Annotated in this window: 24 protein-coding genes; 9 read left to right on the plus strand and 15 right to left on the minus strand. The window is 65.6% G+C overall.

What is annotated here, in order from left to right; all coding sequences use genetic code 11:
* Positions 1 to 15 precede the first annotated feature (15 nt).
* The 4 genes from ACRWQA_RS04025 (at position 16) to ACRWQA_RS04040 (ending at position 5,024) form a co-directional block, all read left to right on the plus strand.
* Positions 16 to 1,395, plus strand: coding sequence for a glutamine synthetase family protein (locus tag ACRWQA_RS04025; RefSeq protein ID WP_434229332.1), 1,380 nt, complete (start codon positions 16 to 18; stop codon positions 1,393 to 1,395).
* Positions 1,396 to 1,612: 217 nt separating this feature from the next.
* Positions 1,613 to 2,998, plus strand: a complete 1,386-nt coding sequence (locus tag ACRWQA_RS04030; protein ID WP_434229363.1) for an aldehyde dehydrogenase family protein — start codon at positions 1,613 to 1,615, stop codon at positions 2,996 to 2,998.
* A 19-nt stretch (positions 2,999 to 3,017) separates the two neighbouring features.
* Positions 3,018 to 4,199: an iron-containing alcohol dehydrogenase gene (locus ACRWQA_RS04035; protein ID WP_434229333.1), complete on the plus strand. Its 1,182-nt coding sequence runs from the start codon at positions 3,018 to 3,020 to the stop codon at positions 4,197 to 4,199.
* 105 nt (positions 4,200 to 4,304) lie between these two features.
* A complete protein-coding gene (locus tag ACRWQA_RS04040; RefSeq protein ID WP_263581064.1) occupies positions 4,305 to 5,024 on the plus strand; it encodes a glutamine amidotransferase-related protein in 720 nt (239 codons plus the stop codon).
* Between the two features lie 19 nt (positions 5,025 to 5,043).
* On the opposite strand, the gene ACRWQA_RS04045 is transcribed toward ACRWQA_RS04040, so the two are convergent.
* Together ACRWQA_RS04045 and ACRWQA_RS04050 are read right to left on the minus strand one after the other, a co-directional pair.
* Positions 5,044 to 6,297: an NAD(P)/FAD-dependent oxidoreductase gene (locus ACRWQA_RS04045; protein ID WP_434229334.1), complete on the minus strand. Its 1,254-nt coding sequence runs from the start codon at positions 6,295 to 6,297 to the stop codon at positions 5,044 to 5,046.
* 11 nt (positions 6,298 to 6,308) lie between these two features.
* Positions 6,309 to 8,573: a heavy metal translocating P-type ATPase gene (locus tag ACRWQA_RS04050; RefSeq protein ID WP_434229335.1), complete on the minus strand. Its 2,265-nt coding sequence runs from the start codon at positions 8,571 to 8,573 to the stop codon at positions 6,309 to 6,311.
* A gap of 81 nt (positions 8,574 to 8,654) precedes the next feature.
* On the opposite strand from ACRWQA_RS04050, the gene cadR reads away from it, so the two are divergent.
* Entirely contained in the window at positions 8,655 to 9,110 is a 456-nt protein-coding gene (cadR, locus tag ACRWQA_RS04055; protein WP_434229336.1) for a Cd(II)/Pb(II)-responsive transcriptional regulator, read from the plus strand.
* Between the two features lie 15 nt (positions 9,111 to 9,125).
* Here the strand turns inward: cadR and iadA are convergent, their stop codons facing one another.
* The 7 genes from iadA to ACRWQA_RS04090 all read right to left on the minus strand — a co-directional run bounded on the left by iadA (position 9,126) and on the right by ACRWQA_RS04090 (position 15,808).
* Complete coding sequence (gene iadA / locus ACRWQA_RS04060; protein ID WP_434229337.1) at positions 9,126 to 10,274, minus strand: beta-aspartyl-peptidase; 1,149 nt, start codon at positions 10,272 to 10,274, stop codon at positions 9,126 to 9,128.
* A 65-nt stretch (positions 10,275 to 10,339) separates the two neighbouring features.
* Positions 10,340 to 11,125, minus strand: coding sequence for a transporter substrate-binding domain-containing protein (locus ACRWQA_RS04065; protein WP_434229338.1), 786 nt, complete (start codon positions 11,123 to 11,125; stop codon positions 10,340 to 10,342).
* A 348-nt stretch (positions 11,126 to 11,473) separates the two neighbouring features.
* Positions 11,474 to 12,238, minus strand: a complete 765-nt coding sequence (locus ACRWQA_RS04070; RefSeq protein ID WP_263581058.1) for a transporter substrate-binding domain-containing protein — start codon at positions 12,236 to 12,238, stop codon at positions 11,474 to 11,476.
* 121 nt (positions 12,239 to 12,359) lie between these two features.
* A complete protein-coding gene (locus ACRWQA_RS04075) occupies positions 12,360 to 13,094 on the minus strand; it encodes an ABC transporter permease (RefSeq protein ID WP_263581057.1) in 735 nt (244 codons plus the stop codon).
* A gap of 1 nt (position 13,095) precedes the next feature.
* Entirely contained in the window at positions 13,096 to 13,797 is a 702-nt protein-coding gene (locus ACRWQA_RS04080; protein ID WP_434229339.1) for an ABC transporter permease, read from the minus strand.
* 10 nt (positions 13,798 to 13,807) lie between these two features.
* Complete coding sequence (locus ACRWQA_RS04085) at positions 13,808 to 14,578, minus strand: ABC transporter ATP-binding protein (RefSeq protein ID WP_263581055.1); 771 nt, start codon at positions 14,576 to 14,578, stop codon at positions 13,808 to 13,810.
* Positions 14,579 to 14,821: 243 nt separating this feature from the next.
* Positions 14,822 to 15,808, minus strand: a complete 987-nt coding sequence (locus ACRWQA_RS04090; protein WP_434229340.1) for a succinylglutamate desuccinylase — start codon at positions 15,806 to 15,808, stop codon at positions 14,822 to 14,824.
* Between the two features lie 206 nt (positions 15,809 to 16,014).
* On the opposite strand from ACRWQA_RS04090, the gene ACRWQA_RS04095 reads away from it, so the two are divergent.
* Entirely contained in the window at positions 16,015 to 16,908 is an 894-nt protein-coding gene (locus ACRWQA_RS04095) for a class I SAM-dependent methyltransferase (protein WP_434229341.1), read from the plus strand.
* A gap of 114 nt (positions 16,909 to 17,022) precedes the next feature.
* Positions 17,023 to 17,619, plus strand: a complete 597-nt coding sequence (gene wrbA, locus ACRWQA_RS04100; RefSeq protein ID WP_434229342.1) for an NAD(P)H:quinone oxidoreductase — start codon at positions 17,023 to 17,025, stop codon at positions 17,617 to 17,619.
* 98 nt (positions 17,620 to 17,717) lie between these two features.
* Here the strand turns inward: wrbA and ACRWQA_RS04105 are convergent, their stop codons facing one another.
* From ACRWQA_RS04105 to ACRWQA_RS04115, 3 genes are all read right to left on the minus strand, one after another.
* On the minus strand, positions 17,718 to 18,497 hold the full coding sequence (locus ACRWQA_RS04105) for a PRC-barrel domain-containing protein (protein WP_434229343.1): 780 nt from the start codon (positions 18,495 to 18,497) through the stop codon (positions 17,718 to 17,720).
* A gap of 253 nt (positions 18,498 to 18,750) precedes the next feature.
* On the minus strand, positions 18,751 to 19,821 hold the full coding sequence (locus tag ACRWQA_RS04110; protein WP_434229344.1) for a tartrate dehydrogenase: 1,071 nt from the start codon (positions 19,819 to 19,821) through the stop codon (positions 18,751 to 18,753).
* Positions 19,822 to 19,831: 10 nt separating this feature from the next.
* Positions 19,832 to 20,713, minus strand: a complete 882-nt coding sequence (locus ACRWQA_RS04115; protein WP_434229345.1) for an alpha/beta fold hydrolase — start codon at positions 20,711 to 20,713, stop codon at positions 19,832 to 19,834.
* A gap of 102 nt (positions 20,714 to 20,815) precedes the next feature.
* Between ACRWQA_RS04115 and ACRWQA_RS04120 the strand changes: the two genes are divergently transcribed.
* Positions 20,816 to 21,739: a LysR family transcriptional regulator gene (locus ACRWQA_RS04120; RefSeq protein ID WP_434229346.1), complete on the plus strand. Its 924-nt coding sequence runs from the start codon at positions 20,816 to 20,818 to the stop codon at positions 21,737 to 21,739.
* 12 nt (positions 21,740 to 21,751) lie between these two features.
* Here the strand turns inward: ACRWQA_RS04120 and ACRWQA_RS04125 are convergent, their stop codons facing one another.
* From ACRWQA_RS04125 to ACRWQA_RS04135, 3 genes are all read right to left on the minus strand, one after another.
* On the minus strand, positions 21,752 to 22,441 hold the full coding sequence (locus tag ACRWQA_RS04125) for a TVP38/TMEM64 family protein (protein WP_434229347.1): 690 nt from the start codon (positions 22,439 to 22,441) through the stop codon (positions 21,752 to 21,754).
* A gap of 77 nt (positions 22,442 to 22,518) precedes the next feature.
* Positions 22,519 to 22,941: a cupredoxin domain-containing protein gene (locus tag ACRWQA_RS04130; protein WP_434229348.1), complete on the minus strand. Its 423-nt coding sequence runs from the start codon at positions 22,939 to 22,941 to the stop codon at positions 22,519 to 22,521.
* A gap of 186 nt (positions 22,942 to 23,127) precedes the next feature.
* A complete protein-coding gene (locus ACRWQA_RS04135) occupies positions 23,128 to 24,159 on the minus strand; it encodes a LacI family DNA-binding transcriptional regulator (protein WP_263581045.1) in 1,032 nt (343 codons plus the stop codon).
* Between the two features lie 157 nt (positions 24,160 to 24,316).
* On the opposite strand from ACRWQA_RS04135, the gene ltnD reads away from it, so the two are divergent.
* The gene (ltnD, locus tag ACRWQA_RS04140) at positions 24,317 to 25,246 is read left to right on the plus strand and encodes an L-threonate dehydrogenase (RefSeq protein ID WP_487247144.1); all 930 of its coding nucleotides are present in this window, start codon (positions 24,317 to 24,319) and stop codon (positions 25,244 to 25,246) included.
* The last annotated feature ends 1 nt before the right edge of the window (position 25,247 follow it).

The following is a 25,247-nucleotide window of genomic DNA, read 5'->3' on the forward strand; positions in this document are numbered from 1 at the left end:
TACGAGGAAGCGACCATGAGCCGACTCCAGGCGAGAGACGTGAAGAGTGCAGACGACGCCCGGCGTATCGTCGAACAACGCGGCCTCAGCCACGTCAAGGTAGGCATGTTCGACATCGACGGCGTGATGGTCGGCAAGTACATGCGACGCGACAAGTTCTTCCATGCCTTGAGCGAGGGCTTCGCCTTCTGCGACGTAGTGCTGGGCTGGGACAGCAAGGACGAACTCTATGACAACGTGACATACACCGGCTGGCATACCGGCTATCCCGATGCCGCGCTGCGGGTGGTTCCCGAGAGCTGTCGCGAACTGCCCTGCGAGGGCGACATGCTGCTGTTCCTGGCCGAGTTCACCGGCCCGGCCGAGACGATCTGCCCGCGCGGGCTGCTGCGTCGCGTGCTGGCCAAGGCCGAGGCGATGGGCTTTGCCGCCTGCGGCGCGCTGGAGTACGAGTTCTTCCTGTTCCAGGAGACCCCGGAGTCGGTGCGCGAGAAGGGCTTTCGCAACCTCAAGCCGCTGACCCCCGACATGATGGGCTATTCGATGCTCAGGAGCTCGGTGCATGGCGAGCTCTACCACGAGCTGCTGGAGATGGCCGAGACGATGGATTTCCCCATCGAGGGGCTGCACACCGAGACCGGCCCCGGCGTGCTCGAGGCGGCGATACGCGTCGACGAGGCGCTGGCCGCCGGCGACAAGGGGGCGCTGTTCAAGACCTTCACCAAGGTATGGGCGCAACGCCGCGGGTTGATGGCCACCTTCATGGCCAAGTGGTCGCCGGACTACCCCGGCCAGAGCGGCCATATCCATCTCTCGCTCAATCGGCTAGACAGTGGCGAGTCGGCTTTCTTCGACGCCGACAAGCCTCACGGCATGAGTGACGTCCAGCGCCACTTTGTCGCCGGCCAGCAGAAGCTGATGCCGGAGTTCCTGGCCATGTTCTCCCCCACGGTGAACAGCTACACCCGCCTGATCCCCGGCTTCTGGGCGCCGACTGATGCCACCTGGGGCGTGGAGAACCGCACCACGGCGCTGCGGGTGATTCCCGGCAGTGCCAAGTCGCAGCGGGTCGAGTATCGCCTGGGCAGCGCCGATGCCAACCCCTACCTGGCGCTGGCCGCGGCGATCGGCTCCGGCCTCTACGGCATCGAGCACCAGCTCGAGCCGGATGAGGCGGTGACCGGCAACGCCTACGAACTGGCCCACCCCGAGCACCAGGCGCTCGCGCGTACGCTGTGGGAGGCCGCCCAGCGCTTGAAGGCCTCCGAGGCGGCACGCAACCTGTTCGGCGACGCTTTCGTCGAGCACTTCGCGGCCACGCGGGAGTGGGAGGAGCGTCAGTTCCGACGCCACATTACCGATTGGGAGCTGGACCGCTATTTCGAAATTATTTGATCCGCACTGGCTGCGCGATCCGCAGGCTGTGTTGGAGCGAAAACTCGCGATGCTCATTGACTGGAGTCAACTCCGCTCGCTCCTTTCCGCTCCGCCTTGCCTGCGAACCGCTCGCTCAGTGCTCACCTTGGCGGAGCCAAGTCGCTCGGACTGAAAAGCGGAGCCGAGATAGCCGTTTGTCGGAATGGCTCCCGCTATTGGAAGGGATGAAGAAATGATGGCTATACAGAAGACGATTTCTCCGGTCGACGGTTCGGTCTACGTCGAGCGGGAGCTGGCCGACCCGGCGCGGGTCGAGGCGGCGCTGGAAAGGGCGGTGGCGGCGCAGCGCAAGTGGCGCGAGACGAGCCTCGCCGAGCGAGCGCGGCTGTGCTCGAAGATGGTCGATGCCTTCGTCGCCCGGCGCGACGAGCTGGCCCGCGAGCTGACCTGGCAGATGGGCCGGCCGGTCGCCGTAGCCGGCGGCGAAATTGGTGGTTTCGAGGACCGCGCGCGCACCATGATCGCCCTGGCAGAAGATGCCCTGGCACCGATCCGCCTGGCCGAGAAGCCGGGCTTCACCCGCTACATCACCCGCGAGCCGCTCGGAGTGTCGTTCATCGTCGCGCCGTGGAATTTTCCCTTCATGACCGCGGTGAATGCCGTGGTGCCGGCGATCATGGCCGGCAACGCGGTGATCCTCAAGCACTCCGCCCAGACCCCGCTGTGCGCCGAGCGTTTTCAGCAGGCCTTCGACGAGGCCGGCTTGCCGGCGGGGGTGTTCCAGCACCTGCATCTCTCTCATGAGGCAGCGGAAGCGGCCATCGGAGATGGTCGCATCGCTCATGTCTCCTTCACCGGCTCGGTGGCGGGCGGGGCGATGGTCGAGCGCAACGCCGCCGGGCGCTTCATCGCCACCGGGCTGGAACTTGGCGGCAAGGACCCGGCCTACATCCGTGCCGACGTGAACCTCGACGAGGCGGTGCCCGGCGTGATGGACGGCGCCTTCTTCAATTCGGGGCAGAGCTGCTGTGGCATCGAGCGCATTTACGTACACGCCTCGATCTTCGACGACTTCGTCGAGCGCGCCGTGGCCTGGGTGCGCCAGCTCCGGCTCGGCAATCCCACCGACCCCGAGACCACCCTGGGGCCGCTGGTGCGCCCCGCGGCGGCGGACTTCGTGCGCGTCCAGGTCGAGGAGGCGGTTGCCGCCGGCGCCAAGGCGTGGATCGATCCCGGCGACTTCCCGCTCTCGGTGCCGGGTAGCGCCTACCTGGCGCCGCAGGTGTTGACCGGCGTCGATCACTCGATGCGGGTCATGACCGAGGAGAGCTTCGGTCCGGTGGTCGGCATCATGCCGGTGGCGGACGACGACGAGGCCGTGCGGCTGATGAACGACAGTGATTTCGGCCTTACTGCTGCCGTCTTCACCCGCGACATCGCGGCGGGTGAGGCCATTGCCCGACGCCTCGATGCCGGTACCGTATTCACCAACCGCTGCGACTACCTCGACCCGGAGCTGGCCTGGACCGGGGTCAAGCAGTCGGGGCGGGGCTGTTCGTTGTCGCGCATTGGTTACGAGACACTGACCCGGCCCAAGTCATTCCACCTCAAACACGCCTGAGCTGGCCCAGGAGAACGCCATGAGCCACGACATGACCCACTACACCATGGGCTGGAACTACCCTTCGAACATCCTCACCGGGGCTGGGCGCATTCGCGACCTGCCCGAGGCCTGCAAGGCACTGGGCATGGGCGCGCCGCTGCTGGTTACCGACCCTGGGTTGGCGGCGCTGCCGATGGTGCAGGCATGCGTACAGGCCTGCCAGGATGCCGGCCTGCGCATCGCCGTGTTCAGCCAGGTCAAGGGCAACCCCACCGGGCGCAACGTGCTCGACGGCATCGCCGCCTTCCGCAGCGGCAGTCACGACGGCGTGATCGCCTTCGGTGGCGGCTCGGGGCTCGACGCCGCCAAGGCGGTGGCGCTGATGGCCAATCAGCGTGAGGGATTGTCGCTGTGGTCGTTGGAGGACATCGGCGACAACTGGAAGAATGCCGACGCCAAGGCCATCGCCCCCATCGTCGCCGTACCCACCACCGCCGGCACCGGCTCCGAGGTGGGACGTGCCTCGGTGATCACCGACGAGGCGGAGCACGTCAAGCGCATCATCTTCCACCCGGGGATGGTGCCGGCCACGGTGATCCTCGACCCCGAACTCACCGTGGGGCTGCCACCTGCAATCACCGCTGCCACCGGCATGGATGCGCTGTCGCACTGCATGGAGGCGTGGTGCTCACCGCTCTACCACCCTATGGCCGAAGGCATCGCCGTGGAGGGCATGCGCCGTATCGACCTCTACCTGCAACGCGCCTACAGCGATGGTGGCGACCTCGAGGCGCGCATGAACATGCTGGTGACGTCGAGCATGGGCGCGACCGCCTTCCAGCGCGGTCTGGGTGCCATGCATGCCCTGGCGCATCCGCTCGGCGCGCTCTACGACGCCCATCATGGAACCTTGAACGCGGTGCTGATGCCCTACGTGCTGCGCGCCAACGAGCGGGCCATCGGCGAGCCGATGGTGCGCCTGGGGCGCTATCTCAACCTGGACCAGCCGGGCACGGCGGCAGTGATCGACTGGGTGCTGGGCCTGCGCGAGCGGCTCGGTATTCCGCACACCCTGGCCGAGCTGGGCATCGATACGCGCCAGGCCGACAAGGTCGGGCGCATGGCGGTGGCGGATCCCTCGTCGGGTACCAACCCGGTCGCCTTCGAGACCGACGAGTACCGCGGTATTTTCGTGGCCGCCGTGGAGGGCCGCCTCTAGGCTTCGTCAGGAGTCTTCAGACGAAGTCCAAGGGCTTTTTTGGCTGGTGATGCCGCGGCTGGCGGGCCGGAGTCCAGGGAAGGTTCAATGAAAGGAGATCCACCAATGCGCATCGGGCTATTGCAGTGCGATGACGTGGCGCCGGAACTGCGCGAGGCCCACGGCAACTACCCGGAAATGTTCGCGGCCCTGTTCCAACGGGTCGACCCCACGCTGGAGTTCCAGGTCTGGCGCTGCCTGGATGGGGAGATCCCCGACGACATCGACGCCGTAGATGCCTGGATGACCACCGGCTCGAAGTACGGCGTCAACGATGGGTTGCCCTGGGTCGACGAGCTGTGCGACTTCGTGCGTCAACTGTGGCGGGCCGGCAAGCCGCTGGTGGGCATCTGCTTCGGCCATCAGTTGATGGCCAAGGCCCTGGGAGGCGAAGTGGTCAAGAGTGATCGGGGTTGGGGCGTAGGCATGTCGTTCAACCGCATCCAGTCACGCGCCGAGTGGATGGAGCCCTGGCAGCCGGGCCTCGACCTGCTGGTCAGCCATCAGGACCAGATCGAGGCGCTGCCGCCCGAGGCCACCGTCGTGGGCGGCAGCGATTTCTGCCCCCACTATCTGATGCAGATCGGCGAACATTTCCTCGGCGTGCAGGGCCACCCTGAATTCACCAAGGCATACTCGCGCGACCTGATGGCCCTGCGCCGCGAGCTGGTCGGCGACGAGCGCGTGCGCGAAGGCGAGACATCGCTCATCGCCGAGGTTGACGACACGCTGATGGCGCGCTGGATCGTCAACTTCATGCAGCGTGCCGTGGCCCTGCGCGACTGATCTTGAGCGCCTACCGCTTTCAACGAAAGCGACTGGCTGCGCAGTCCGCGAGCCACTTGGGCGCTTCGCCCTTGATGCTGTTCGCCAGCAGGCGGCCGGTGGTGGCGGCCAGGGTCAGGCCCAGGTGGCCATGGCCGAAGGCGTAGCTGACACCCGGCAGGGAGGAGGCAGGGCCGATCACCGGTAGCGAGTCGGGCAGCGACGGGCGCAGGCCAAGCCAGCTCTGGCTGGGCTCGCCGAGCGGGCCGAACAGTGCCTCGGCATGACGCTTGATGTAGTCGAGTCGCCTGGAGTTGGCGGGATCGTCAGGATGCCCCAGCTCGACCGTGCCGGCGATGCGCAGGCGGCCCGTCATCGGCGTGAGGTAGAAGGCGTTCTCGACGGGGCAGCAGGGGCGGCTGACCAGCTTACAGGCGGACGGAAACTCCAGATGGTAGCCACGCTCCGCCTCCAGCGGGATGCGGTCGCCGCCATCGCGGGCCAGGGGCTGTGACCTGATGCCAGCGGCAATCACCACGCGTTCGGCCTGCCAGGAACCTCGGTCGGTCGCGATATGCACGCCGCCGTCTTGTGCCAGGAGCCTCAGTGCCTTGGCCCGCACAAGGCGGGCGCCACGACTCACCAGACGCTCGGCCAGTCGCTGGGCCAGGGTCAATGGATCGCTCAGGTGGCAGGCGTCGGTAAACAGGATGCCGCCTTTGGCCAGGCCTTCGAGCGCCGGTTCCAGCGCCGCCACGCTGCGCGCGTCGAGACACTCTTGTGCAACGCCGAAGCGCTCGCGGGCGGCAATGTCGCGCTGCGCTTCGTGCCAGCCTTGGGCGCTGCGATAGAAGTACAGCGAGCCTCGTCGGTACAGGGTGACACCCTCGTCGTTGCCCGTCAGGTCGTCGAGTACCTGTTGCCAGTCGTCGACGGCGGGAGCGAGCAGTTCGCTCAGGACCCGGGTGGTGTGCTGGGCGCGGTGCGGGGTGGAAGCCTTGAGGAATCGCCACAGCCACGGGGCGAGCCTGGGCAAGTGCTGCCAGCGCAAGTGAAACGGCGATTGTGGCGACAGCAGCAACGCCGGTGCTTGCCGCCACAGCGCAGGCTGTGCAATGGGCTCGACGGCGTAGCTGGCGAGCGTGCCGGCGTTGCCGGACGAGGCCCCGCTGCCGGGCGGCTCGGGGTCCATCAGGATGAGCTCGAATCCCTGCTGCTGCAGATGCCAGGCACAGGCCAGGCCGACGATACCGGCGCCGATGACGACGACCTCGGCGTGTTGCGGCGACTCCATCAAGGCGCTCCTTATTGAGCCGTTCCTCTATCGAAAGTCTTATCATGCCTTAGATCATGCCGCTGCGGGTCAACGCCCGGCCGCCTGTCCTGGCGCAGCAGCCTCAGGCCGTTGGCCACCACGATCAGGCTGGCACCCATGTCGGCGAACACCGCCATCCAGAGGGTGGCGTGGCCGCTGAAGGCCAGCGCCATGAACACCGCCTTGAGGCCCAGAGCGATGGCGATGTTCTGCATCAAGATGCTGCGCGTGCGTCGCGACAGGCGCAGGAAGTCGGCCAGCCGGCGCGGGTCGTCGTCCATCAGTGCTACGTCAGCGGTCTCGATGGCGGCGTCGCTGCCCAGTGCGCCCATGGCGAAGCCGATGTCGGCGCGGGCCAGTGCCGGGGCGTCGTTGATGCCGTCGCCCACCATGCCCACCGGGCCTTGCTGAGCGCGGGCCTCGATCATGGCCAGCTTGTCCTCCGGCAGCAGCGAGCCGTGGGCCTCATCAATACCGGCCTGGGCGGCCATCGCGGCGACGCTTGCCGGGTTGTCGCCGCTCAGCATCAGCGTGGTCACGCCCAGGCGATGCAGCGCCTCGACCGCCTCGCGGCTCTCTGCGCGCAGCGGGTCGCCGACGGCGAACAGCGCCAGCGGCTGGCTTTCCTGCCCCAGGATCACCAGGGTCTCGCCGCGGGCTTCGTGCTCGGCCAGGTGGGCGTCGAGCGTGCCGTCTGCCGTTGCGAACTGCTGCATCAGGCGGCGGTTGCCGAGCCACACGCGGCGCCCGTCCTGCTTGGCGATCACGCCGCGGCCGGGCAGTTCCTGCACGTTGCTCACTTCCAGCGGAACGATGCCATCCGCTTCGGCGGCACGCGCCAGGGCCGCCGACACCGGATGCGAAGAGCGAACGGCGAGCCCTGTCGCAAGCCCGCGCAGCCGGGTCTGGGCTGATTCGTCCAGCGCCGGATCGAGCGGGTGCCAGGCACGCTGAGAGGGGCGGCCCTGGGTCAGGGTGCCGGTCTTGTCAAAGGCCAGGGTGGTCAGCCGGTGGCCCTGCTCGAGTATGTTACCGCCCTTGATCAGGATGCCCGAGCGGGCAGCGGCCGCCAGGCCGCTGACGATGGTCACCGGGGTGGAGATCACCAGCGCGCAGGGGCAAGCGATCACCAGCAGTACCAGCGCGCGGTAAACGCCCTCGAGCCAGCCGATGCCGAACAGTACCGGCAAGATGAGCGCCACCAGCAGGGCAAAGGCGAACACCGCCGGGGTATAGACGGCGGCGAAACGGTCAATGAAGCGCTGGGTGGGCGCGCGGCTGGCCTGGGCCTGCTCCACGGTATGGATGATACGAGCCAGGGTGGTGTCGCTCGCAGCACGGGTGGTGCGATAGAAAAACTCGCTGCCCTGGTTGACGCTACCGGCGAACACGGCCTCGCCCGGTGCCTTGTCCACCGGCAGGCTCTCGCCGGTAATGGGCGATTCGTCCAGTGCCGGATGGCCCTCGGCGACACTGCCGTCCAGCGCCAGGCGCTCGCCGGGGCGCACGCGCACCAGGCTATCGACGGCGACTTCACCGGCGGGAAGGGAACGGAAGCTGCCATCCGGCTGCCGCACGCTGGCGCTCTCCGGTGCCAGGTCGAGCAGCTCGCGGATGGCGTTGCGTGCCCGGCCCAGCGAGCGTGCCTCGATGCGCTCGGCCAGGGTAAATAGTACCAGCACCATGGCGGCCTCGGCCCACTGGCCGATCAGCAACGCACCGGTCACCGCCACGCTCATCAGTGCGTTGATGTTGAGGGTGCGGTGACGCAGGGCGATGAAGCCTTTCTTCCAGGTCGGCAGGCCGACCAGGGCGATGGCCGCCAGTGCCAGCGCGGCGGCAAGCCAGGGCTCCGCAAGTTCCAGCCAGTGGCTGGCCTCGGCGGCCAAGGCGAGCGTGGCGGCCACGCCGATCTTCCACCAGGGTTCCTCGGCGCTGGCTGCCGGCGCGGTGCGCTGGGTCGGGTCATCGCGTTCGGCGGTCATGCCGGTGGCGGCGATTCGGCGCCGAATGACTTCCTCGCCGACATCCCGGTGGTGCACGGTGAGCCGGCGGCCGATCAGGTCGAAGTCGAGCCGCTCGATGCCCGGCATGTCTTCCAGCGCTCGGCGCAGCAGCCCCTCTTCGGTGGGGCAGCACATCGCCTCGATGCGCAGGCGCAGCGACTGCGTGTCGGGGGAAGGATCGTCCCGCTTCGGCGGGGCCGGGGTCTCGACGGTGCAGCCGCCGCCGGAGCAGCAGGATCGTTCGGTCATGGTAGGACTCCGTGTCATCGCTTATGCTGATGACACACCCTGTAGCCACTACAGGGTCAAGCGAAATCGAGGAGGCGGATCATGAAGATCGGTGAACTGGCCACCCGCACGGGCTGCCCGGTGGAAACCATCCGCTACTACGAGCGCGAGGGGCTCTTGCCCGAGCCGGCTCGCAGCAGCGCCAACTATCGGCTCTATGCCGAGCCCCACGCCGAGCGGCTGCGCTTCATTCGCCACTGCCGCACGCTGGACATGACGCTGGACGAGATTCGTATCCTGCTCGACTACCACGACCACCCGCGCCAGCCATGCAATGCCGTCAATGGCCTGATCGACGACCACCTAACCCACGTCGAGGCACGCATCGAGCAGCTACAGGCACTGCGCCAGGCGCTGGCGACCCTCCGCTCGCGCTGCAACGGCGAGACCGACTCCAGCCAGTGCGGCATCCTCCAGGAGCTGGCCCAGCCGGCGCCGCGTGAACTGCCCGCCACGAACGCCGAGCCCAGTCACGTACCGGGGCCGCATGGCCACTGAATCTGGGGCGTTTCCTCAACCCTTTTGATACACCCGCCGACCCAGCGCCCAGACTTCGTCGATGGCCCATTCGCCTTCGGCGAGCACCAGCAGGTCGGCGTCACGGCCGGGTTCGAGTCGCCCCTTGTCGGGTAGACCGAGCGCATCGGCGGCATGGGTGCTGGCGACGCCGATCGCCTGTTCCAGGGGCACGCCGTGCTCGTTGATGCATTCGCCCAGCACCTCGAACAGGCTGGCGAGGCGGCCGGCCTCCAGCCCTATGAAGCGGCGCTGGGCGTCGAAGCGGGGCAGCGAGGCGTTGGCGTCCGATGACAGGGTGATCCGCGCGGGCTCGACGCGGGCATGCAGGGCGCGGGCCACGGCCTCGGCGGCGTGCACTTCGCCGCCGGTCAGCAGATCGGCGGTGGTGCTGGTGGTGAAGTCGATGCGTCCGCCCTCGCGGGCGAAGCGCAGGCCGTCCTCGAACAGTTCCGGGGTGCGGTTGATATGAGTGGGCAGGAACTGCGCGATGGGAATGGCGCTGTCTCGGGCTACCTCGCGCAGCGGTTCCAGGTGGGAGGAGGCATCGCCGGTGTGGATGAAAACGATGCCCGACTTGCCGGCCAGCATGCCGGCGGTACGTGCCTCCGAGGCCAGACGCGCGAGCTCGAAGGAGGAGGGCTGCGAGCCGCGATGGTCGCTGATCGCTACTTCGCCTACGCCGATGAATTCGGGGATGAACAGGATGTCGCTGCCTACCGAGCCGGTCAGCGTCACCGGCGGCAACTGGTAGGAGCCGGTATAGCAGTAGGTCGTCAGGCCGCCCGCGGCCAGTTCACGCGCCTTGCCCAGCAGGTTGGCCGGGGTGCGGGTCAGGGCGTCGGTACCCAATGCGCCGACCAGGGTGGTGACCCCAGATGCCACTGCGTCTGCCAGGGTAAGCTCGGCGGTACGCGTGCCGAACCCACCCTCGCCGCCGCCGCCGATGAAATGCACCAGCGGGTCCACCAGGCCGGGGATGACACGCCGCCCCTCTAGGTCGATCTCGGTAACGGCTTGCCCCATGGCGGGTAGTGCCTGGTCGGCAGGTACCACCGCGGCGATCCGTCGGTCGGCAATCAGCAGGTGGCACAGCCCCATGGCTCTTGGGGAATGCAGCAGTGCATTCTTCAGCAGGGTCAGCATTCTGGCTCCTCAGGAAAAGTGAACGCCGGCTCGCACCGGCGTTCGCGGGGTTGGCTCAGGCCGGGTTACAGCTTGATATCGTAATTGAAGTACTTCTCCATCAGTGCGTCGTAGGTGCCGTTCTCCTTGAGTGCCGCCAAGGCCTCGTTGAAGCGCTCGGCCAGTTCGCGGTCACGCTTGCGGAAGGCCACGCCCACGCCCTGGCCGAAGATATGCTGGGGTTCCTTGATGAAACCGCTGATGCGCTGGAAGTCGCTGCCCTTGGTGTCGATGGCGATGGTCGATTCGGCGACCGGGTAGTCCATGAAGGTCAGGTCGAGACGACCGGCGCGCAAGTCGGTAACCACGTCATCGGCGCTGGTGTAGCGGCGGATCTCCACGACGTCGCCGTAGAGCTCGGAGACGTAGTTGTCCTGTAGCGTGGCGCGCTGCACGCCAACCACCATGCCCTCGAGGCTCTCGCGATCCTCGACGTCGATGTCGCGGTCGTTGGCGGTGATCCAGGCGCTCGGCGTGGTGTAGTAGGGCTCGGAGAACAGTACCTGCTGGGCGCGCTCCTCGGTGATCGCCATCGAAGACATGATGGCGTCGTACTTGCGCGCCAGCAGACCGGGAATGATGCCGTCCCAGTCCTGCTCAACCCAGGTGCAGTTGGCTTCGAGGTAGTCGCACACGGCGTTGCCCAGCTCGATCTCGAAGCCGGTCAATTCTCCGTCCGGGGTGCGGTACATGAAGGGTTCGTAGGGCACATCGACGCCAAGGCGAATGTCGTTGTTATCGCTCGCCTGAGCGACACCGGTGAACAGGCTGGCGGCCAGGCCGGCGGCCAGGAACAGGTTGATATGACGCATGAGACTTCCTCCCGGGAAGGCATTTGTTGTGGTGTGTTGCGATTGCTATGGGATCGCCGCGCACGGGCGGCAGCTGTGCAGTCAGTCAGATGACCGAAATGCACCGGATGGCACGGGCGTGCCGGTACGGCCAGGAAGGCCGCAGGAAGGGCTTATTCGTCGAACCATTCGCTGAGGTAGAAGCTGTCGAAGAAACAGCGGTAGGCCTCGAGCGATTGGCGAATGTGGGCGGCGGAATCGATCATGGACGGGGTCCCGATGCGATATGTTTGACAGGACGACTGTCGTGCAGCTCGGCCTGGCTGTCAACCCTTCCCCGGCCACGCCGGGGAAGGGTGATGCGTACGCTTACTCTTCGAAGTAACGCTTGAAGATCTCGTCGTAGGTGCCGTCTTCCTTCAGCGTGGCGAGGGCCTCGTTGAAGCGCTCGGCCAGTGCCTCGTCGCGCGGGCGGAAGGCGATGCCGAAGCCGTCACCGAAGTACTCCTTGGGTTCGGTGATGGGTTCGCCGACGACCTTGTACTCGCGCTCCTCGCTGTCGAGCAGGGTGGACTTGCCGACTGGGAAATCCAGGAAGACGATGTCCAGACGCTCGGCCTCCATGTCCAGCACCATGTCGTCGGCGGTGGAGTAGCGGCTGATGTCGGCCACGTCGCCGTAATGATCGGTGACGTAGTTGTCCTGCAGGGTGCCGCGCTGCACACCGATGGTCATGCCGTCGAGCGCTTCGGTGCTGGGCTCGTCGATATCGGTATCCGCGGGGGCGAACCAGGCGGAGGGGGGCGTGATGTACTCATCCGAGAACAGTACGGTGGCGCGGCGCTCGTCGTTGATGGTCATCGAGGACATGATCGCATCGTACTTGCGCGACAAGAGGCCGGGAATGATGCCGTCCCACTCCTGCTCGATCCACTCGCAGGTCACGCCGATCTCTTCGCACAGGGCGTTGCCCAGCTCGATGTCGAAACCGGTCAGTTCACCTTCGGGCGTGCGGTATTCCATCGGCTCGTAAGGTACGTCGACGCCGAAGCGTACGTGATCGTAGTCACGGGCCTGGGCGGTACCGGCGGCGATGGCGACGCCCAGCAGGGATACAGTCAGCAGTTTTTTCATCATTTCAGTTCCTTGTTTTCGTTCGTGCACCGATCAGGTGACGTCGCGCCTGAATTTAGCGCAGCCGCGCCGGGGCTGAAAGTCCCCGAGCGCGCTTTTTCCAACGCCTGTTTGACGTTGATCAGTTCCCGCTCAGCGGCTTCAGGTGCGCCAGCAGCCGCTTCTCCAGGTAGCGGAAAAGATAGAGAATCATGAAGGTCAGGCAGAGATAGATCAGTGCGGCAAAGATGAACGCCTCGAAGGGCGCATAGTAACGCGCGTAGACGAAGCGAGCCGCGCCGGTGATGTCCATCAGCGTGACCACGCTGGCGATCGCACTCGCATGCAGCATGAAGATCACCTCGTTGCCGTAGGCCGGCAGGGCGCGGCGGAAGGCGCTGGGCAGGATGATGCGTCGCATCGTCAGCCCCGGCGACATGCCATAGGCCCGGGCCGCCTCGATCTCGCCGCGCGCAGTGGCCTTGATCGCGCCGTGGAAGATTTCGGTGGTATAGGCAGCGGTGTTGAGCGTGAAGGCGATCAGCGCCGGATAGAACGCCTCCTTGAGGAGGGGCCAGAACATGCTCTGCTGGATGCCATCCACGAACACCACGCCATAGTAGATGATATAGAGCTGGACCAGCAGCGGCGTGCCGCGAAACACGTAGGTATAGAAGTAGACCGGCAGCTTGATCCAGCGATGCTTCGAGCCGCGCAGGATCGCCAGCGGAACCGCCAGCACCAGGCCGATCAGCAGCGACAGGAACACCAGCTGTGCGGTGGTGACCAGTCCGGTCCAGTAATAGCCGAGGGTCTGCGGGGTGAAGATGACGTTGCCATCCAGCAGGGCGGCGAGCCATTGGTTCAGTTGTTCCATCTCAGTGCTCCCCGAAGCCGACGTTGTAGCGCTTCTGCAGGCGGGCGAAGATCCACTCCGACACGCTGGCGATCAGCAGGTAGATGGCCGCCACGGGGATCAGGAAGGTGAACGGCTCGTGGGTGGCGCGGGAGGCTTCGGCGGCGACGCGCACCATGTCGGTGAGACCGATCACCGAGACCAGCGCGGTGGTCTTGAGCAGTACCATCCAGTTGTTGGACAGCCCCGGCAGGGCGTGGCGCATCATCAGCGGGAAGCGAATGCGGCGGAATACCAGCCACGAACCCATGCCGTAGGCCTTGGCCGCTTCGACCTGGCCTTCATCCACTGCCATGAAGGCGCCGCGGAAGGTCTCGCCCATGTAGGCACCGAAGATGAAACCGATGGTGATCACGCCGGCGACGAAGGCGTTGAGATCGATATACCAGTCTACGCCGAACTGGTCGTAGAGCTTGTCGGTGATCAGGTTGAGCCCCATCTGGCCGCCGAAGAACAGCAGCATCATCAGCACCAGGTCGGGGACGCCGCGAATCAGCGTGGTGTAAAGCGTGGCCGTTCGATGCAACAGCCAGCTGCGCGACATCTTGGCGCTGGCGGTCAGTAGGCCGAGCAGGACGGCCAGCGCCAGTGACAGCACCGCCAGTTGCAGGGTGACGCCGGCGCCTTCGAGCAGGCGGGGGCCATAGCCTTGTAGATCGAGCATGGTGTCTCCCTCAGTACTTCGGCGCCAGGAACTGCTGGAGGCGCGGCGAGGTGGGGTTGACCAGTATGTCCTGGGGCGGCCCGGCTTCTTCGATCACGCCCTGGTGCAGGTAGATCACCTGGCTCGACACGTCACGGGCGAAACCCATCTCATGGGTCACCACGACCATGGTGCGACCCTCCTCGGCCAGGTCGCGCATGACCTTGAGTACGTCACCGACCAGCTCCGGGTCCAGCGCCGAGGTGGGCTCGTCGAACAGCATGACTTCCGGGTCCATGGCCAGGGCGCGCGCAATGGCGCCGCGCTGCTGCTGCCCTCCCGACATCTGTGCCGGGTAGGCATCGGCGCGTGCGGTCAGGCCGACCCGCTCGAGCAGGGCGCGGGCCTTCTCGATGGCCTCCTTGCGTGGCACGCCAAGCACGTGGATAGGCGCCTCGATGACGTTTTCGAGCAGCGTCATGTGCGCCCATAGGTTGAAACTCTGGAACACCATCGACAGCTTGGCACGCATACGCACCACCTGTTTCCAGTCGGCGGGCTCGCGGCCGTGTCGGGTCTGCTTGAAGCGGATCTCCTCGCCGTGAACGATCAGGTCGCCCTCGTCGGGCTGTTCGAGCAGGTTCATGCAGCGCAGGAAAGTGCTCTTGCCGGAGCCGGAGGCTCCGATCAGGGTGATGACGTCGCCCTTGCGAGCTTGCAATGAGAGGCCCTTGAGGACTTCGGTGTCGCCGAAGCGCTTCTTGATGTTGCGCACTTCGAGGGGAATCGAGGTATCGGCCATGAAACGGGCTCCAGATCGGGACGAGTCGCCAGGGGCGACGGGCCGGTTTAAGCGGGCAGGCGCGAAAAAGGGGCGATTCTAACAGGCCTTGACGCTTTGGTCAGAGCGAACTGAGGCTCGTGTCATGGGACGTTGGTCGATGAGGTGGAAGGGAAATGTCATGAAAAGACTCCTGGTTATTGTTTTAACGCGTCATTTTTTTGCTGGAATTTTGACTATGTCTGGGCTTTTCGTTTGCGGCCCTCAATGGGGAGCTGCGGCGGGGCGGGCCAGCAGCGCGGCGCGCGCGCCGAGCTCTACCGCGGCGTTGGGAAACACCACGCTGAGGGGTTCCTCTCCGACGACGAAAGGGCCGGCCTCGGCGTCTTCCGCGAGCCGCGAGCCGGGCGCGAACTCGGTGAAGTTCGGCGTGTCGTCGGCAAAGCACAGCCGAAAGTCGTCGGAATGGCGCATCAGTTCGTGGGCCACACGGAAGAACTTCATGCGTTCAGGGGCGTCGTCTGGTGGCTTGCGCCCTTCCAGCAGCGCCTCGAGCAGCCGCGCCATGGGCGCCAGCGGAGCGAGCTCGTTGTGACCGAAGGGCAGGGCGCGCCCCAGTTCCAGGGTGAAGGCCTGGGCCTGATGATAATGCTTGGAATAGTGAGAGAAGGTCCAACTGTGCTGATGCTGGTGCAGTACCGCCTGGATATCTGCCGCCGCCAGCCAGCGCCACTGTTCATGATGGGTGGCGGTATCGGCGAAGGGTTCGACCACGAAGCGCGGGTAGCGGCTGTCACGGATCGCCGTATGCAGGTCGTAGTGCAGGCGTTCTTGCCCGGGGTGGCCGGCGAAGAAGGCATCCACGGTGCGCATCAGCAGACGGGCGCGGTCCGGCTCCATGCCGTTCTCGTCCAGGTCGCGACGGAACAGTCGGTTGAGGTTGGTACTCACATAGCGCTCGGCGCGGCGGATCGCCTCGAGGTTGCCCAGGATCACCAGTACCGGTGCGCCGAGCGTCAGCAGGCCCGCTTCGAGTCGAGCGAGGCACTCGCCGAGCAGTTCGATGGGGGCGGTCTCGTTGCCGTGAATGCCGACCGAGAGCACGCAGGCATGCGCATCGTCGCGTCGTACGGCGGGTGTCAGTTCGAGAATGCCTGCCGCATGCAGGGTATAAGTACCGCCGGGAAGCTTGCCGCTACGTGACTTGGGCGTGGCGTCTTCCAGGCTGAGTTCGATCCATTCCGACAGCATGGGATGTCCGGGTCGGTTGTGAGTACGATGGTAAGACCTTGGCCACCATCCTGTGCAGGGGGCGACATCGCAAGATCGTGCGTCGGGCTGGTGAAAGCCCGGGTGCGATATTGAAACTGGGCGAGCCGACCTTTGGCCAATGGGGTCAGGGCCATGCCTAGCCTAAGCTGGCACCAGCCCATACCCATCATGGCCAGGAGCCCACCATGTCCGACGATCGAGCCGAGCCGGGGGTCGACGACTACGTCGAGCGGCTCAATGTGCACTACGATGGCGCTAGCGCAGGTGAGGCCCTGCTGGCGAGGCTGCAAGGGGCGTTCAGGGCTGCGGGATGCGACCCGAGTCGCCTGAATCTCGACGACGTGGCCGGGATCGACCAGTTGCATCTCGGCGGGCGCAGCGCCAGCCGCGCCTTGGCAGTACTAGGCGAACTCTCCAACGGCCAGCGGGTGCTCGACGTTGGTTGCGGTACCGGCGGTGCCAGCCGGTTGCTGGCCGCCGAGTTTGGCTGTGACGTGGTCGGGGTCGACATCACCTCAGCCTTCATCGAGGCGGCGAACTGGCTCAGCGCGGCCACCGGGCTGTCCGGGCGCACGCGCTTCCTGTGTGCCGATGCCGCCAGCGTGCCGCTGACGGCGGGCAGCGTCGACACAGTGTGGTGCCAGCATGCGTTGATGAACATGCCGCACGTGCCACGGGTGCTGGCGGAGTGGCAACGCCTGCTGATGCCGGGCGGCCGCGTGCTGCTGCACGAACTGGTGGCGGGCGACAACCCCGAGCCGTTGATGTTGCCGGTGCCCTGGGCGCGTACCCCGGCAACCAGCCACCTGCGAAGCCGGGAGCAGCTCGAGCGTGCCATGGCGCTGGCCGGCTTCGAACCGCTCGCGGTGGAGGACGTCACCGATGCCGCCCTGGCTTGGCGCCAGGAACACAGCCGGCGCGAGAGCCGACCCGACGAATCCGCTCGGGAGGCGATTGTGCCGGGGCCGGCGTTGATCTTCGGCAGCGACTTTACCCGGATGGGGCGCAACCTGCGCGACAATCTGGCCTCCGGCAAGGTGCGAGTGCTCACCGGGAGCTGGCGGCGTGCGCGACGATAAATTCGAAACACGCGGACGAAATGCTTCGCTTTTCTTCGTCGCCTTCCTTTCTATGCTGTAGACACTCGCTGGCGGTGCCGGCGTTTGGACGGCAATCAAGAAAGGAGGCGCAAGATGACCAAGGTACTCGTGCTCTACCACTCCATGTATGGCCATATCGACACCCTGGCCAAGGCCGTGGGCGAAGGCGTCCGTCAGGTGGAGGGAGCCGAAGTCGCGATCAAGCGCGTACCCGAAACCATGGATCCGGAGACCTTTGCCAAGGCCGGCGGCAAGACCTTCGATACTCCCGAGGCCAAGCCTCTGGAACTGGCCGACTACGATGCGATAATTTTCGGTACGCCAACACGTTACGGCAACATGACCGGGCAAATGCGCACTTTCCTCGACCAGACCGGCAGTCTGTGGGCCAAGGGCGCGCTGCGTGGCAAGGTGGGTAGCGTCTTCACTTCGACCGGCACCGGTGGCGGCAACGAAACCACCATTCTCTCCTCGTGGACCACGCTGGCGCATCACGGCATGCTGATCCTACCGATCGGTTATGGCCTCGAGTCGCAGTTCGACATATCGAGCGTGCAGGGTGGCTCGCCTTACGGGGCATCGACGCTTGCCGGGCCCGACGGCTCGCGCCAGCCAACCGAATATGAGCTGGAGTTGGCCAGAATGCAGGGCAGGAGCGTGGCCGAGGTCGCGGTCAAGCTCGCGGCCTGAGCCGTGAAAAGCCAAGCAGATACGAGAAGGCGCGGCCGAAGCCGCGCCTTTATCTTGCATGGCCATGGAAGCCATGACCTGGACCTTACGGCCTATGCCTAGTTGCTTTGCATGGCCTCTTGCAGGGTCTGGTTGTCATCGACTTCCTCATACTGGTCGCTACCGTAGTCGCCGGATTCGCCGCTATCGCTGGACGATACCACCAGCTCGCCCTCGCTGCGGATCTCCAGTTCGTCGACGGGGTAGCCCATCTCGTTCTCGCCGAAGCCGAGGAAGCCTCCTTCGGAAATCACGACATAGGTGTCGTTGCTCTGGGTGTCGCGAACCACGCGTTCGACGTCACCGATCTCTTCGTCGTCATCCCGGCTATAGACGGTCTGACCCTTGAGTTCGCTGACCTCCATACTCATCAGATCATTGCCTTGAGAGGCTTGTTCCTGGGAAGCCTCGTCCTGCTGCTCCTGCTCCTGCTCCTCCGGATCACGCAGCTCGGCTTCGGCCTCTTCGGCGGGTTGGACCTCGACGTCGGCCTCACCTGTTTCCTCGACCGTGACGTCGGGCTCGGCCTGATCCACTGTGACGTTGGGATCCTGCTGTTCGATGGTGACCTCGGGTGGATTCTGTTCGACGGTCACATCGGGCGGCTTCTGCTCGACCTGAACCTCGGCCGGCTCCTGCTCGACATTCACATCGGCCGGTTCTTCTTCGACGCGAACCTCGGCTTGGCTGCCCGACTGGCTCTGAGCATTATCTTCGCTCGTCTGCTGCTGTTCGGTCAGCGGTTGAGTCTCCTCGTCCTGGGTCTCCTGTGCCAGAAGTCCGTGACTCAGACCGGTGCTCAGGGCACCTACCGCAATGGCAATTGCTGTCCTTTTCATGCCGCTTCTCCTTACTCCATTGGCTTGCCTTGTGGGCTTGCCCTGATCAGGCTAGTCGACAAATCAGACTTAGGGACTGATCTTTACGAGGGGTAACGAAAACGAATCAGTCTGTGACCTGAAGGAGCTTTGGTTTCATCCGTCACTGTATGCGGTATATGCCCGGCTACCAGACGAGCCATGCAAAACCGGCCCTGACTGAGCCAGTGGCCGGCTTTGATGGAAACCATTGCGCCAAAGATCGAGAGCCAGGTCAGGCGAGGCGTTTGGCAATTGCCTGGCCCAGCGTGCTGGTGCTTCCCTGGCCGCGTAAATCGGGCGTGAGCACGCTTGTGTCGGCCTCCTCCAGTACCGCTTCGAAGGCGGTGACAATAGCGTCGGCGGCTTCCTTGTGGCCCAGGTGCTCGAGCATCATCGCGCCGGACCAGATCTGGCCGATGGGGTTGGCGATGCCTTTGCCGGCAATATCCGGGGCGCTACCGTGAACCGGCTCGAACAGGCTGGGGAACTTGCCTTCCGGGTTGATGTTGGCCGACGGGGCCACGCCGATGGTGCCGGTGCAGGCCGGGCCCAGGTCGGAGAGGATGTCGCCGAACAGGTTGCTCGCCACGACCACGTCGAACCAGTCGGGGTGCATGACGAAGTTGGCGGTGAGGATGTCGATATGGAACTTGTCGACGCTGATCTCCGGGTAGTGGCCCGACATCGCTTCGACCCGCTCGTCCCACCATGGCATGGTGATGGCGATGCCGTTGGACTTGGTGGCCGAGGTAAGCTTCTTGCGGGGGCGGGTGGCGGCCAGGTCGAAGGCGAATTTCAAGACCCGGTCGGTGCCGTAGCGAGTCATCACCGTCTCCTGGATGACGACCTCCCGCTCGGTGCCCTCGAACATCTTGCCACCGACGCTGGAGTACTCCCCCTCGGTGTTCTCGCGCACCACGTAGAAGTCGATGTCGCCGGGCTTGCGGTCGGCCAGCGGGCTCTTGATGCCGGGTAGCAGCTTGCAGGGGCGCAGGTTGATGTACTGGTCGAACTGGCGGCGGAACTGCAGCAGTGAACCCCACAGCGAGATGTGGTCCGGCACCTTTTCCGGCCAGCCCACGGCGCCGTAGAAGATGGCATCGAAGTCCTTGAGCTGGTCGAACCAGTCGTCGGGCATCATCTGGCCGTGCTTCTCGTAGTAATCACAGCAGGCGAAGTCGAAGTGGGTCAGCTCCAGGTCGATGCCGAAGCGCCTGGCGGCGGCTTCCAGGACGCGCAAGCCTTCCGGCATCACTTCGTTGCCGATACCGTCGCCGGGAATCACGGCAATGCGATGGGTCATGGTCGAATCCTCAGGTGGTGGTCATGAATTGGGTGATGCGTGTGGATAGCGCTTCTGGCGCTTCCTCGGGGATGTAGTGGCCGCAGGGCAGGGCCTCGCCCTCGACCCGTTCGGCCACGGCGCGCCACTCTGCCAGCGGGTCGAAGCAGCGCTCGATGATGCCGTGCCGGCCCCACAGCACGCTGACGGGGCAGGCTATGCGTCGCCCCGCCTTGCGGTCGGCGCGGTCGTGCTCCAGGTCGATGGTGTTCGCCGCGCGGTAGTCCTCGCACAGGGCATGGGCGGCGCCGGGCTGGGCCAGGCAGCGCTGGTACTCGGCGATGGCCGCCGGGTCGAAGGTGGCGAGGTCGGCATGCCGCCCACCCATAGTGCGGGTGATGTAGCCCGCAGGAGAGGCCTCGATCAGGGTTTCCGGCAGCGGCGACGGCTGGATCAGGAAGAACCAGTGGAAATAGGCGGTGGCGAAGGTGCGGTCGGTCTTTTCGTACATGGCAAGCGTGGGGGCGATGTCGAGCAGCATCAGCTTTTCCACCGCTTGGGGGTGATCCATGACCAGACGGTGGGCGACCCGACCACCGCGATCGTGACCGCAGAGGAAGAAGCGCTCGAAGCCCAGTTCGCGCATCACCGCGATCTGGTCGGCGGCCATGGCGCGCTTGCTGTAGTTGGCATGATCCGGCTCGCCGTGCGGCTTCGACGAGTCGCCGTAGCCGCGCAGGTCGGTGGCCACCACCGTGAAGCGACGTGCCAGCGGCTCGGCCAGGCGATGCCAGATCACGTGGCTCTGTGGATGACCGTGCAACAGCAGCAGGGGAGGACCCAAGCCGCCGATACGGCCATGGATCCGGATATCGCCATGGGCGATGTCGAATGTACGGAACCCTTCGAACATCTTCGTTCTCCCGGTTTTGCCATGCCCGCAGTCTAGCCCTTGGCTTTGCAGTAATAATCAGGCTGAATGGAAAGGTATTGTTAACTTCAAGTGGAGAGTACCTTGGCTCAGCTCGACGATCTCGCCTTCTTCCAGCAGTTGGCCCAGGCCGGCAGCCTGACGGCTACGGCACGCGAGCTGGGTCTGTCGCTGTCGGCGGTGAGCAAGCGGCTCAAGCAGCTCGAGGCACGCCTGGGGGTGGAACTGGCCAGCCGCACCACCCGGCGTTTCTCGCTGACGGCGGAAGGCGAGCGCTACCTGGAACGGGGGGCGGCCATCCTCGAGGAACTGGCCGAGCTGGAAGAGGCCCTGGGCGAGCAGCAGGCGGCGCTGTCGGGGCCCCTGCGGGTCAACGCCACCTTCGGCTTCGGCCGGCGCCACGTGGCGCCATTGCTGTCGGCCTTCTGCGCCCGGCATCCCGGCCTCGAGGGGGTGCTGGAACTCTCCAACTATCCCCTCAGCCTGGGCGAACAGGGCTTCGACATCGGCATTCGCATCGGTGAGCCGCCGGATTCGCGCCTGGTCGCCCGGCGGTTACTCACCAATCGGCGGGTGCTGTGCGCTTCCCCCGATTACCTGGCGCGCATGGCACCGCTCGTCTCGCCGGCCGATCTTGCCGCTCATGCCTGCCTGATCCTGCGTGAAAACGACAGCGACTATGGTGTCTGGCGTTTCTGCCGGCGTGACGACGATGCGGTCGAGCAGGCGGTGAAGGTCTCGGGCCCCCTGGCCAGCAACGACGGTGAAGTGATCGTGCAATTGGCCCTCGACGGTCACGGTATCGCGCTGCGCTCCTGGTGGGACATTCACCCGCACCTGATGGACGGCAGGCTGGTCGAACTGCTGCCCGAGTGGCGCGGCGTGCGCGCGGACTTCCATGTCGTCTACCAGCAGCGACGCCACGTGCCGGCGAGGATCCGTGCTTTCGTGGCATTCCTCGAGGAGCGGATGCCGGGCAGGGTACCGGCCATGGCGGGCGGAACCTGAGGTGCGATGCGTTCAGCCGCGGTGTCGGCGCCGCTGGCGTGCATCGGCATAGCGTTTCAGGCCGTACAGCAAGGCCAGGCCCGCGACGATGCCGCCGCCCGCCCAGGCCAGCTCCTCGCGATTCCCGGCGGTCAGCAGCGAACCGAGCTGGCTGCTGAGCAGGATGATGCCGGCCAGCCCCGGTGTGGCGCCGATCAGAGTGCCGAGCAGATAGTCGCGAAAGCGGATGTGAAAGGCGCCGGCGAGCAGGTTGGTCAGCGTATACGGCGCCAGGGGCAGGAGGTTGAGTATGGTCATGGTGCGCACGCCGCGTCCGGCCAGGTAGCGTGAAAGACCCAACAGCCGTCTGCCGCCGTAGCGCAGCAGGGCGTCGCGCCCCAGCCAGCGCCCCAGCCAGAAGGTGGCGATCGCGCCCCCGAGCGTGCCGATGAACGAATAGACGAAGCCCCACACCGGACCGAAGATCAAGCCCGCCAGTACCACCAGCACGCTCAGCGGGAACAGCACCATCGAAGCGACCACGAAGACTGCGATCACCACGCCACCGGCCCAGGGCTGGTCACGCCAGGCCAGCGAGCCCTGCAGGAGCGCATAGAGCGTATTGGCGTCGAACAGGTCGCGTGCGGCTAGCCACTGCCACAGGAAACCCAGCAGGGCAAAGGCCATGAGAAGAGCGAGGACGAGGAGGACCTTGCGGGACATGCGGGCGATCTGCGCAGGGACGTGGCTTCAGCATAGGTTGGCCCTGCTTCAGGGCCAACTCGGGAAGACCGCGTGGTTTACTCCACCACCTCCAATACACCGACCATGCCACGGTCGCGGTGACTGGATAGAAACAGCAGGCGCTTGTCACAATAGAACTCAACGCGCCCCGGTACCCTGGGGGTAAAGCGGATCGTCGTTGGCTCGGTCGTCAGTGAGGCCTCGATGTCGAGCCCCATTGGGATAGAGCGGATCACGAGGTTATGAGGCGTGAGGCCAGGCCGACGGCGCGCCTGCAATTCTACAGGCACGCCAGCCCGAACCACGATATGTTCGGGCTCGAAGTCATAGTTACCGCCCACCAACGTGATCCGTTGTACGCCATCATCGGAGGCAGGAGCCGCCTCGGTCGAAGTGTCGCTCTGCGCCTGGCTCCCGGCTACCCCTAGGCCAACGAATAACGTCAGCCATGCGCGGCGATGGAAGATCGTAATATTCATCAGATACCGCCTATCGTGGCCCAGCATGGCCTCGGGCAGCGCAGCGTCCGAAACCCCTTCATTAACATAACATAGCAGGTCTGCTCGTCGGCCCAGTAGTGCCGGCCCGTGCGTTCGAAATCGGCGCGTCGGCGCGATTTCGCGCGACCTCCGGGGTTTTGGAGGAGAGGAGTACGTTCGTGTTTGCTAGGTACTCTCGCCGACCAGCAACTCGAAGCCGACATCGTGCTGGCGAGCCTGCGTTCGCTTGCCTTCGAGCCGGCGGATCACCTCCGACGCGGCGAGCTGCCCCATGTGTCGGCGAGGCGAACGAATGGTGGTCAGGCGAGGCGTTACGTGTTGCCCGAGGGGCAGGCCGTTGAACCCGGCGATGGCGATGTCGTGGGGTACGCTGAGGCCGAGTCGCTGGGCATGTAGTAGCGCCCCGGTGGCCAGGTCGTCGTTGGCGAAGTGAATCGCACTGACGGCCGGATGATCGGCAAGTGCCCGTTCCAGCCCCGCGGCGCCGGCGTCCAGGCTGCCGAGCTGGTCGAGCTCCAGCAGTGGCGCCTCGAGCCCGGCCTGTTCCAGCATTTCGCGATGGCCGTGGTAGCGCAGGCCGGCGCGATAGTCGCTGGCCAGACGAGCGCCGACGAAGAGCAACCGGCGGTGGCCTCGCTCCAGCAGGTGGCGGGCCATGCAGCGGCCGGCTTCGGTGTGGTCCAGGCCGACGTTGAGGTCCAGCGCTTCGCCCAGCTCCATGACTTCCATGATCGGCTTGCCCCAGTGGTCGAGCAGGGTGCGACACGCCGGGTTGTGGCGCAGTCCGGCGGTCACCAGGGCCGAGCAGGACCAGCCGAGAAAGGTGCGAATCAATTGATATTCGCGCTCGAGGTCGTAGTCGGTGTTGCCCAGCAGGATCTGGTAGCCCTGCGCCTCGAAGGTTTCCTGCAACCCCTGGATCACCTCGATGAATACGGCGTTGGCCAGTGAAGGGACGATCACGGCGATGAATCGCGAGCGGGCCGAAGCCAGGCTGCCCGCCACCAGGTTCGGCACGTAGCCCAGCCGCTCCATGGCCTCGAGCACTCGCGCACGGGTCCGCTCGTTGACCTGATCGGGATTGTTCAGGGCGCGCGAGGCGGTGATCGGCGAGACCCCGGCGGCCTCCGCCACTTCCTTGAGCGTGGGCTGCTCCGAGCCGCGGCGTCTTTGTGGCGGTTGGGCTTCGTTAGACATTGGTCGCATCCTGTTGGCGGCTCCTTGCTGGGGCCCATTGAATCATCTACAACGATGATAGCGCTATCATGATAGCGCTATCATCGGCACGAATTTACCAAAAGATGATAGGCGCTGGAGCCGTCATTCAGCCGCACGCAGGTCAGGGGAGGCGCAGGTGAGCGACGACACGATAACACCGCGAGTGGGCGTCATCGGCCTGGGGGCGATGGGGCTGGGAACGGCAACGGCACTGCACGAGCGTGGCCTGTCGGTGGTCGGCTGCGACGTGGCCGAGTCGGCTTGCCGTGCCTTCGAGGACGTCGGCGGGCGCTGCGTGGCAAGCCCGGCCGAGTTGGCCGGGCAGTGCGACGTGGTGCTGGTGGTCGTGGTCAACGCCGTGCAGGTCGAGCAGGTGCTGTTCGGCGAACATGGCCTCGTCGATGCCTTCGCCCCGGGTGGGCTGGTGATGCAGTGCGCTACCGTGGCGCCGAGCCTGGCCGAGCGACTGGGAGCGCGCCTGGCCGAACGTGGCATCGCCGTGCTCGATGCGCCGATCAGCGGCGGGGCGGCCAAGGCGCGGGCGGGGCAGCTCTCGGTGATGGCCTCGGGCAGCGCGGATGCCTTCACCAAGGCCGCCCCGATACTCGATGCCATGGCGGCCACCGTCTATCGTTTGGGCGATGCCCCGGGCATCGGCTCGAGCATGAAACTGGTCAATCAACTGCTGGCCGGGGTGCATATCGCGGCGGCGGCGGAGGCCATGGCGCTGGGCATCCGCATGGGGCTAGAGCCGCGTACCGTCTACGAGGTGATCACCCATTCCGCCGGCAACTCCTGGATGTTCGAGAACCGCGTGCCGCACATCCTGAACGGCGACTATACTCCGCTCTCGGCGGTGGACATCTTCGTCAAGGATCTCAACATCGTGCACGAAACCGGGCGTGAACTGGCCATGCCCACGCCGATTGCCGCCAGCGCCCTGCAGCAGTTCACCGCCGCCAAGGGCGCCGGCTTCGGACGCGAGGACGACTCGGCGGTGATCAAGGTCTACCAGCGTCTCTCCGGCATCGCCCTGCCCGAGGCCGCCAACGACGTAGGCGAGTGAA

This window comes from Billgrantia sp. C5P2 (assembly GCF_051062895.2).

Bases quoted from the DNA above. Each gene is read 5' to 3' on its own strand.
- wrbA (WP_434229342.1), top strand. From the start codon at position 17,023: ATGACCAAGGTACTCGTGCTCTACCACTCCATGTATGGCCATATCGAC.
- ACRWQA_RS04045 (WP_434229334.1), bottom strand. From the start codon at position 6,297: ATGGAGTCGCCGCAACACGCCGAGGTCGTCGTCATCGGCGCCGGTATC.
- ACRWQA_RS04070 (WP_263581058.1), bottom strand. From the start codon at position 12,238: ATGAAAAAACTGCTGACTGTATCCCTGCTGGGCGTCGCCATCGCCGCC.
- ACRWQA_RS04110 (WP_434229344.1), bottom strand. From the start codon at position 19,821: ATGACCCATCGCATTGCCGTGATTCCCGGCGACGGTATCGGCAACGAA.
- cadR (WP_434229336.1), top strand. From the start codon at position 8,655: ATGAAGATCGGTGAACTGGCCACCCGCACGGGCTGCCCGGTGGAAACC.
- ACRWQA_RS04085 (WP_263581055.1), bottom strand. From the start codon at position 14,578: ATGGCCGATACCTCGATTCCCCTCGAAGTGCGCAACATCAAGAAGCGC.
- ACRWQA_RS04095 (WP_434229341.1), top strand. From the start codon at position 16,015: ATGTCCGACGATCGAGCCGAGCCGGGGGTCGACGACTACGTCGAGCGG.
- ACRWQA_RS04135 (WP_263581045.1), bottom strand. From the start codon at position 24,159: ATGTCTAACGAAGCCCAACCGCCACAAAGACGCCGCGGCTCGGAGCAG.
- ACRWQA_RS04115 (WP_434229345.1), bottom strand. From the start codon at position 20,713: ATGTTCGAAGGGTTCCGTACATTCGACATCGCCCATGGCGATATCCGG.
- ACRWQA_RS04030 (WP_434229363.1), top strand. From the start codon at position 1,613: ATGGCTATACAGAAGACGATTTCTCCGGTCGACGGTTCGGTCTACGTC.
- ACRWQA_RS04075 (WP_263581057.1), bottom strand. From the start codon at position 13,094: ATGGAACAACTGAACCAATGGCTCGCCGCCCTGCTGGATGGCAACGTC.
- ACRWQA_RS04130 (WP_434229348.1), bottom strand. From the start codon at position 22,941: ATGAATATTACGATCTTCCATCGCCGCGCATGGCTGACGTTATTCGTT.
- ACRWQA_RS04035 (WP_434229333.1), top strand. From the start codon at position 3,018: ATGAGCCACGACATGACCCACTACACCATGGGCTGGAACTACCCTTCG.
- ACRWQA_RS04080 (WP_434229339.1), bottom strand. From the start codon at position 13,797: ATGCTCGATCTACAAGGCTATGGCCCCCGCCTGCTCGAAGGCGCCGGC.
- ACRWQA_RS04050 (WP_434229335.1), bottom strand. From the start codon at position 8,573: ATGACCGAACGATCCTGCTGCTCCGGCGGCGGCTGCACCGTCGAGACC.
- ACRWQA_RS04040 (WP_263581064.1), top strand. From the start codon at position 4,305: ATGCGCATCGGGCTATTGCAGTGCGATGACGTGGCGCCGGAACTGCGC.
- ACRWQA_RS04105 (WP_434229343.1), bottom strand. From the start codon at position 18,497: ATGAAAAGGACAGCAATTGCCATTGCGGTAGGTGCCCTGAGCACCGGT.
- ACRWQA_RS04090 (WP_434229340.1), bottom strand. From the start codon at position 15,808: ATGCTGTCGGAATGGATCGAACTCAGCCTGGAAGACGCCACGCCCAAG.
- iadA (WP_434229337.1), bottom strand. From the start codon at position 10,274: ATGCTGACCCTGCTGAAGAATGCACTGCTGCATTCCCCAAGAGCCATG.
- ACRWQA_RS04025 (WP_434229332.1), top strand. From the start codon at position 16: ATGAGCCGACTCCAGGCGAGAGACGTGAAGAGTGCAGACGACGCCCGG.
- ACRWQA_RS04125 (WP_434229347.1), bottom strand. From the start codon at position 22,441: ATGTCCCGCAAGGTCCTCCTCGTCCTCGCTCTTCTCATGGCCTTTGCC.
- ACRWQA_RS04065 (WP_434229338.1), bottom strand. From the start codon at position 11,125: ATGCGTCATATCAACCTGTTCCTGGCCGCCGGCCTGGCCGCCAGCCTG.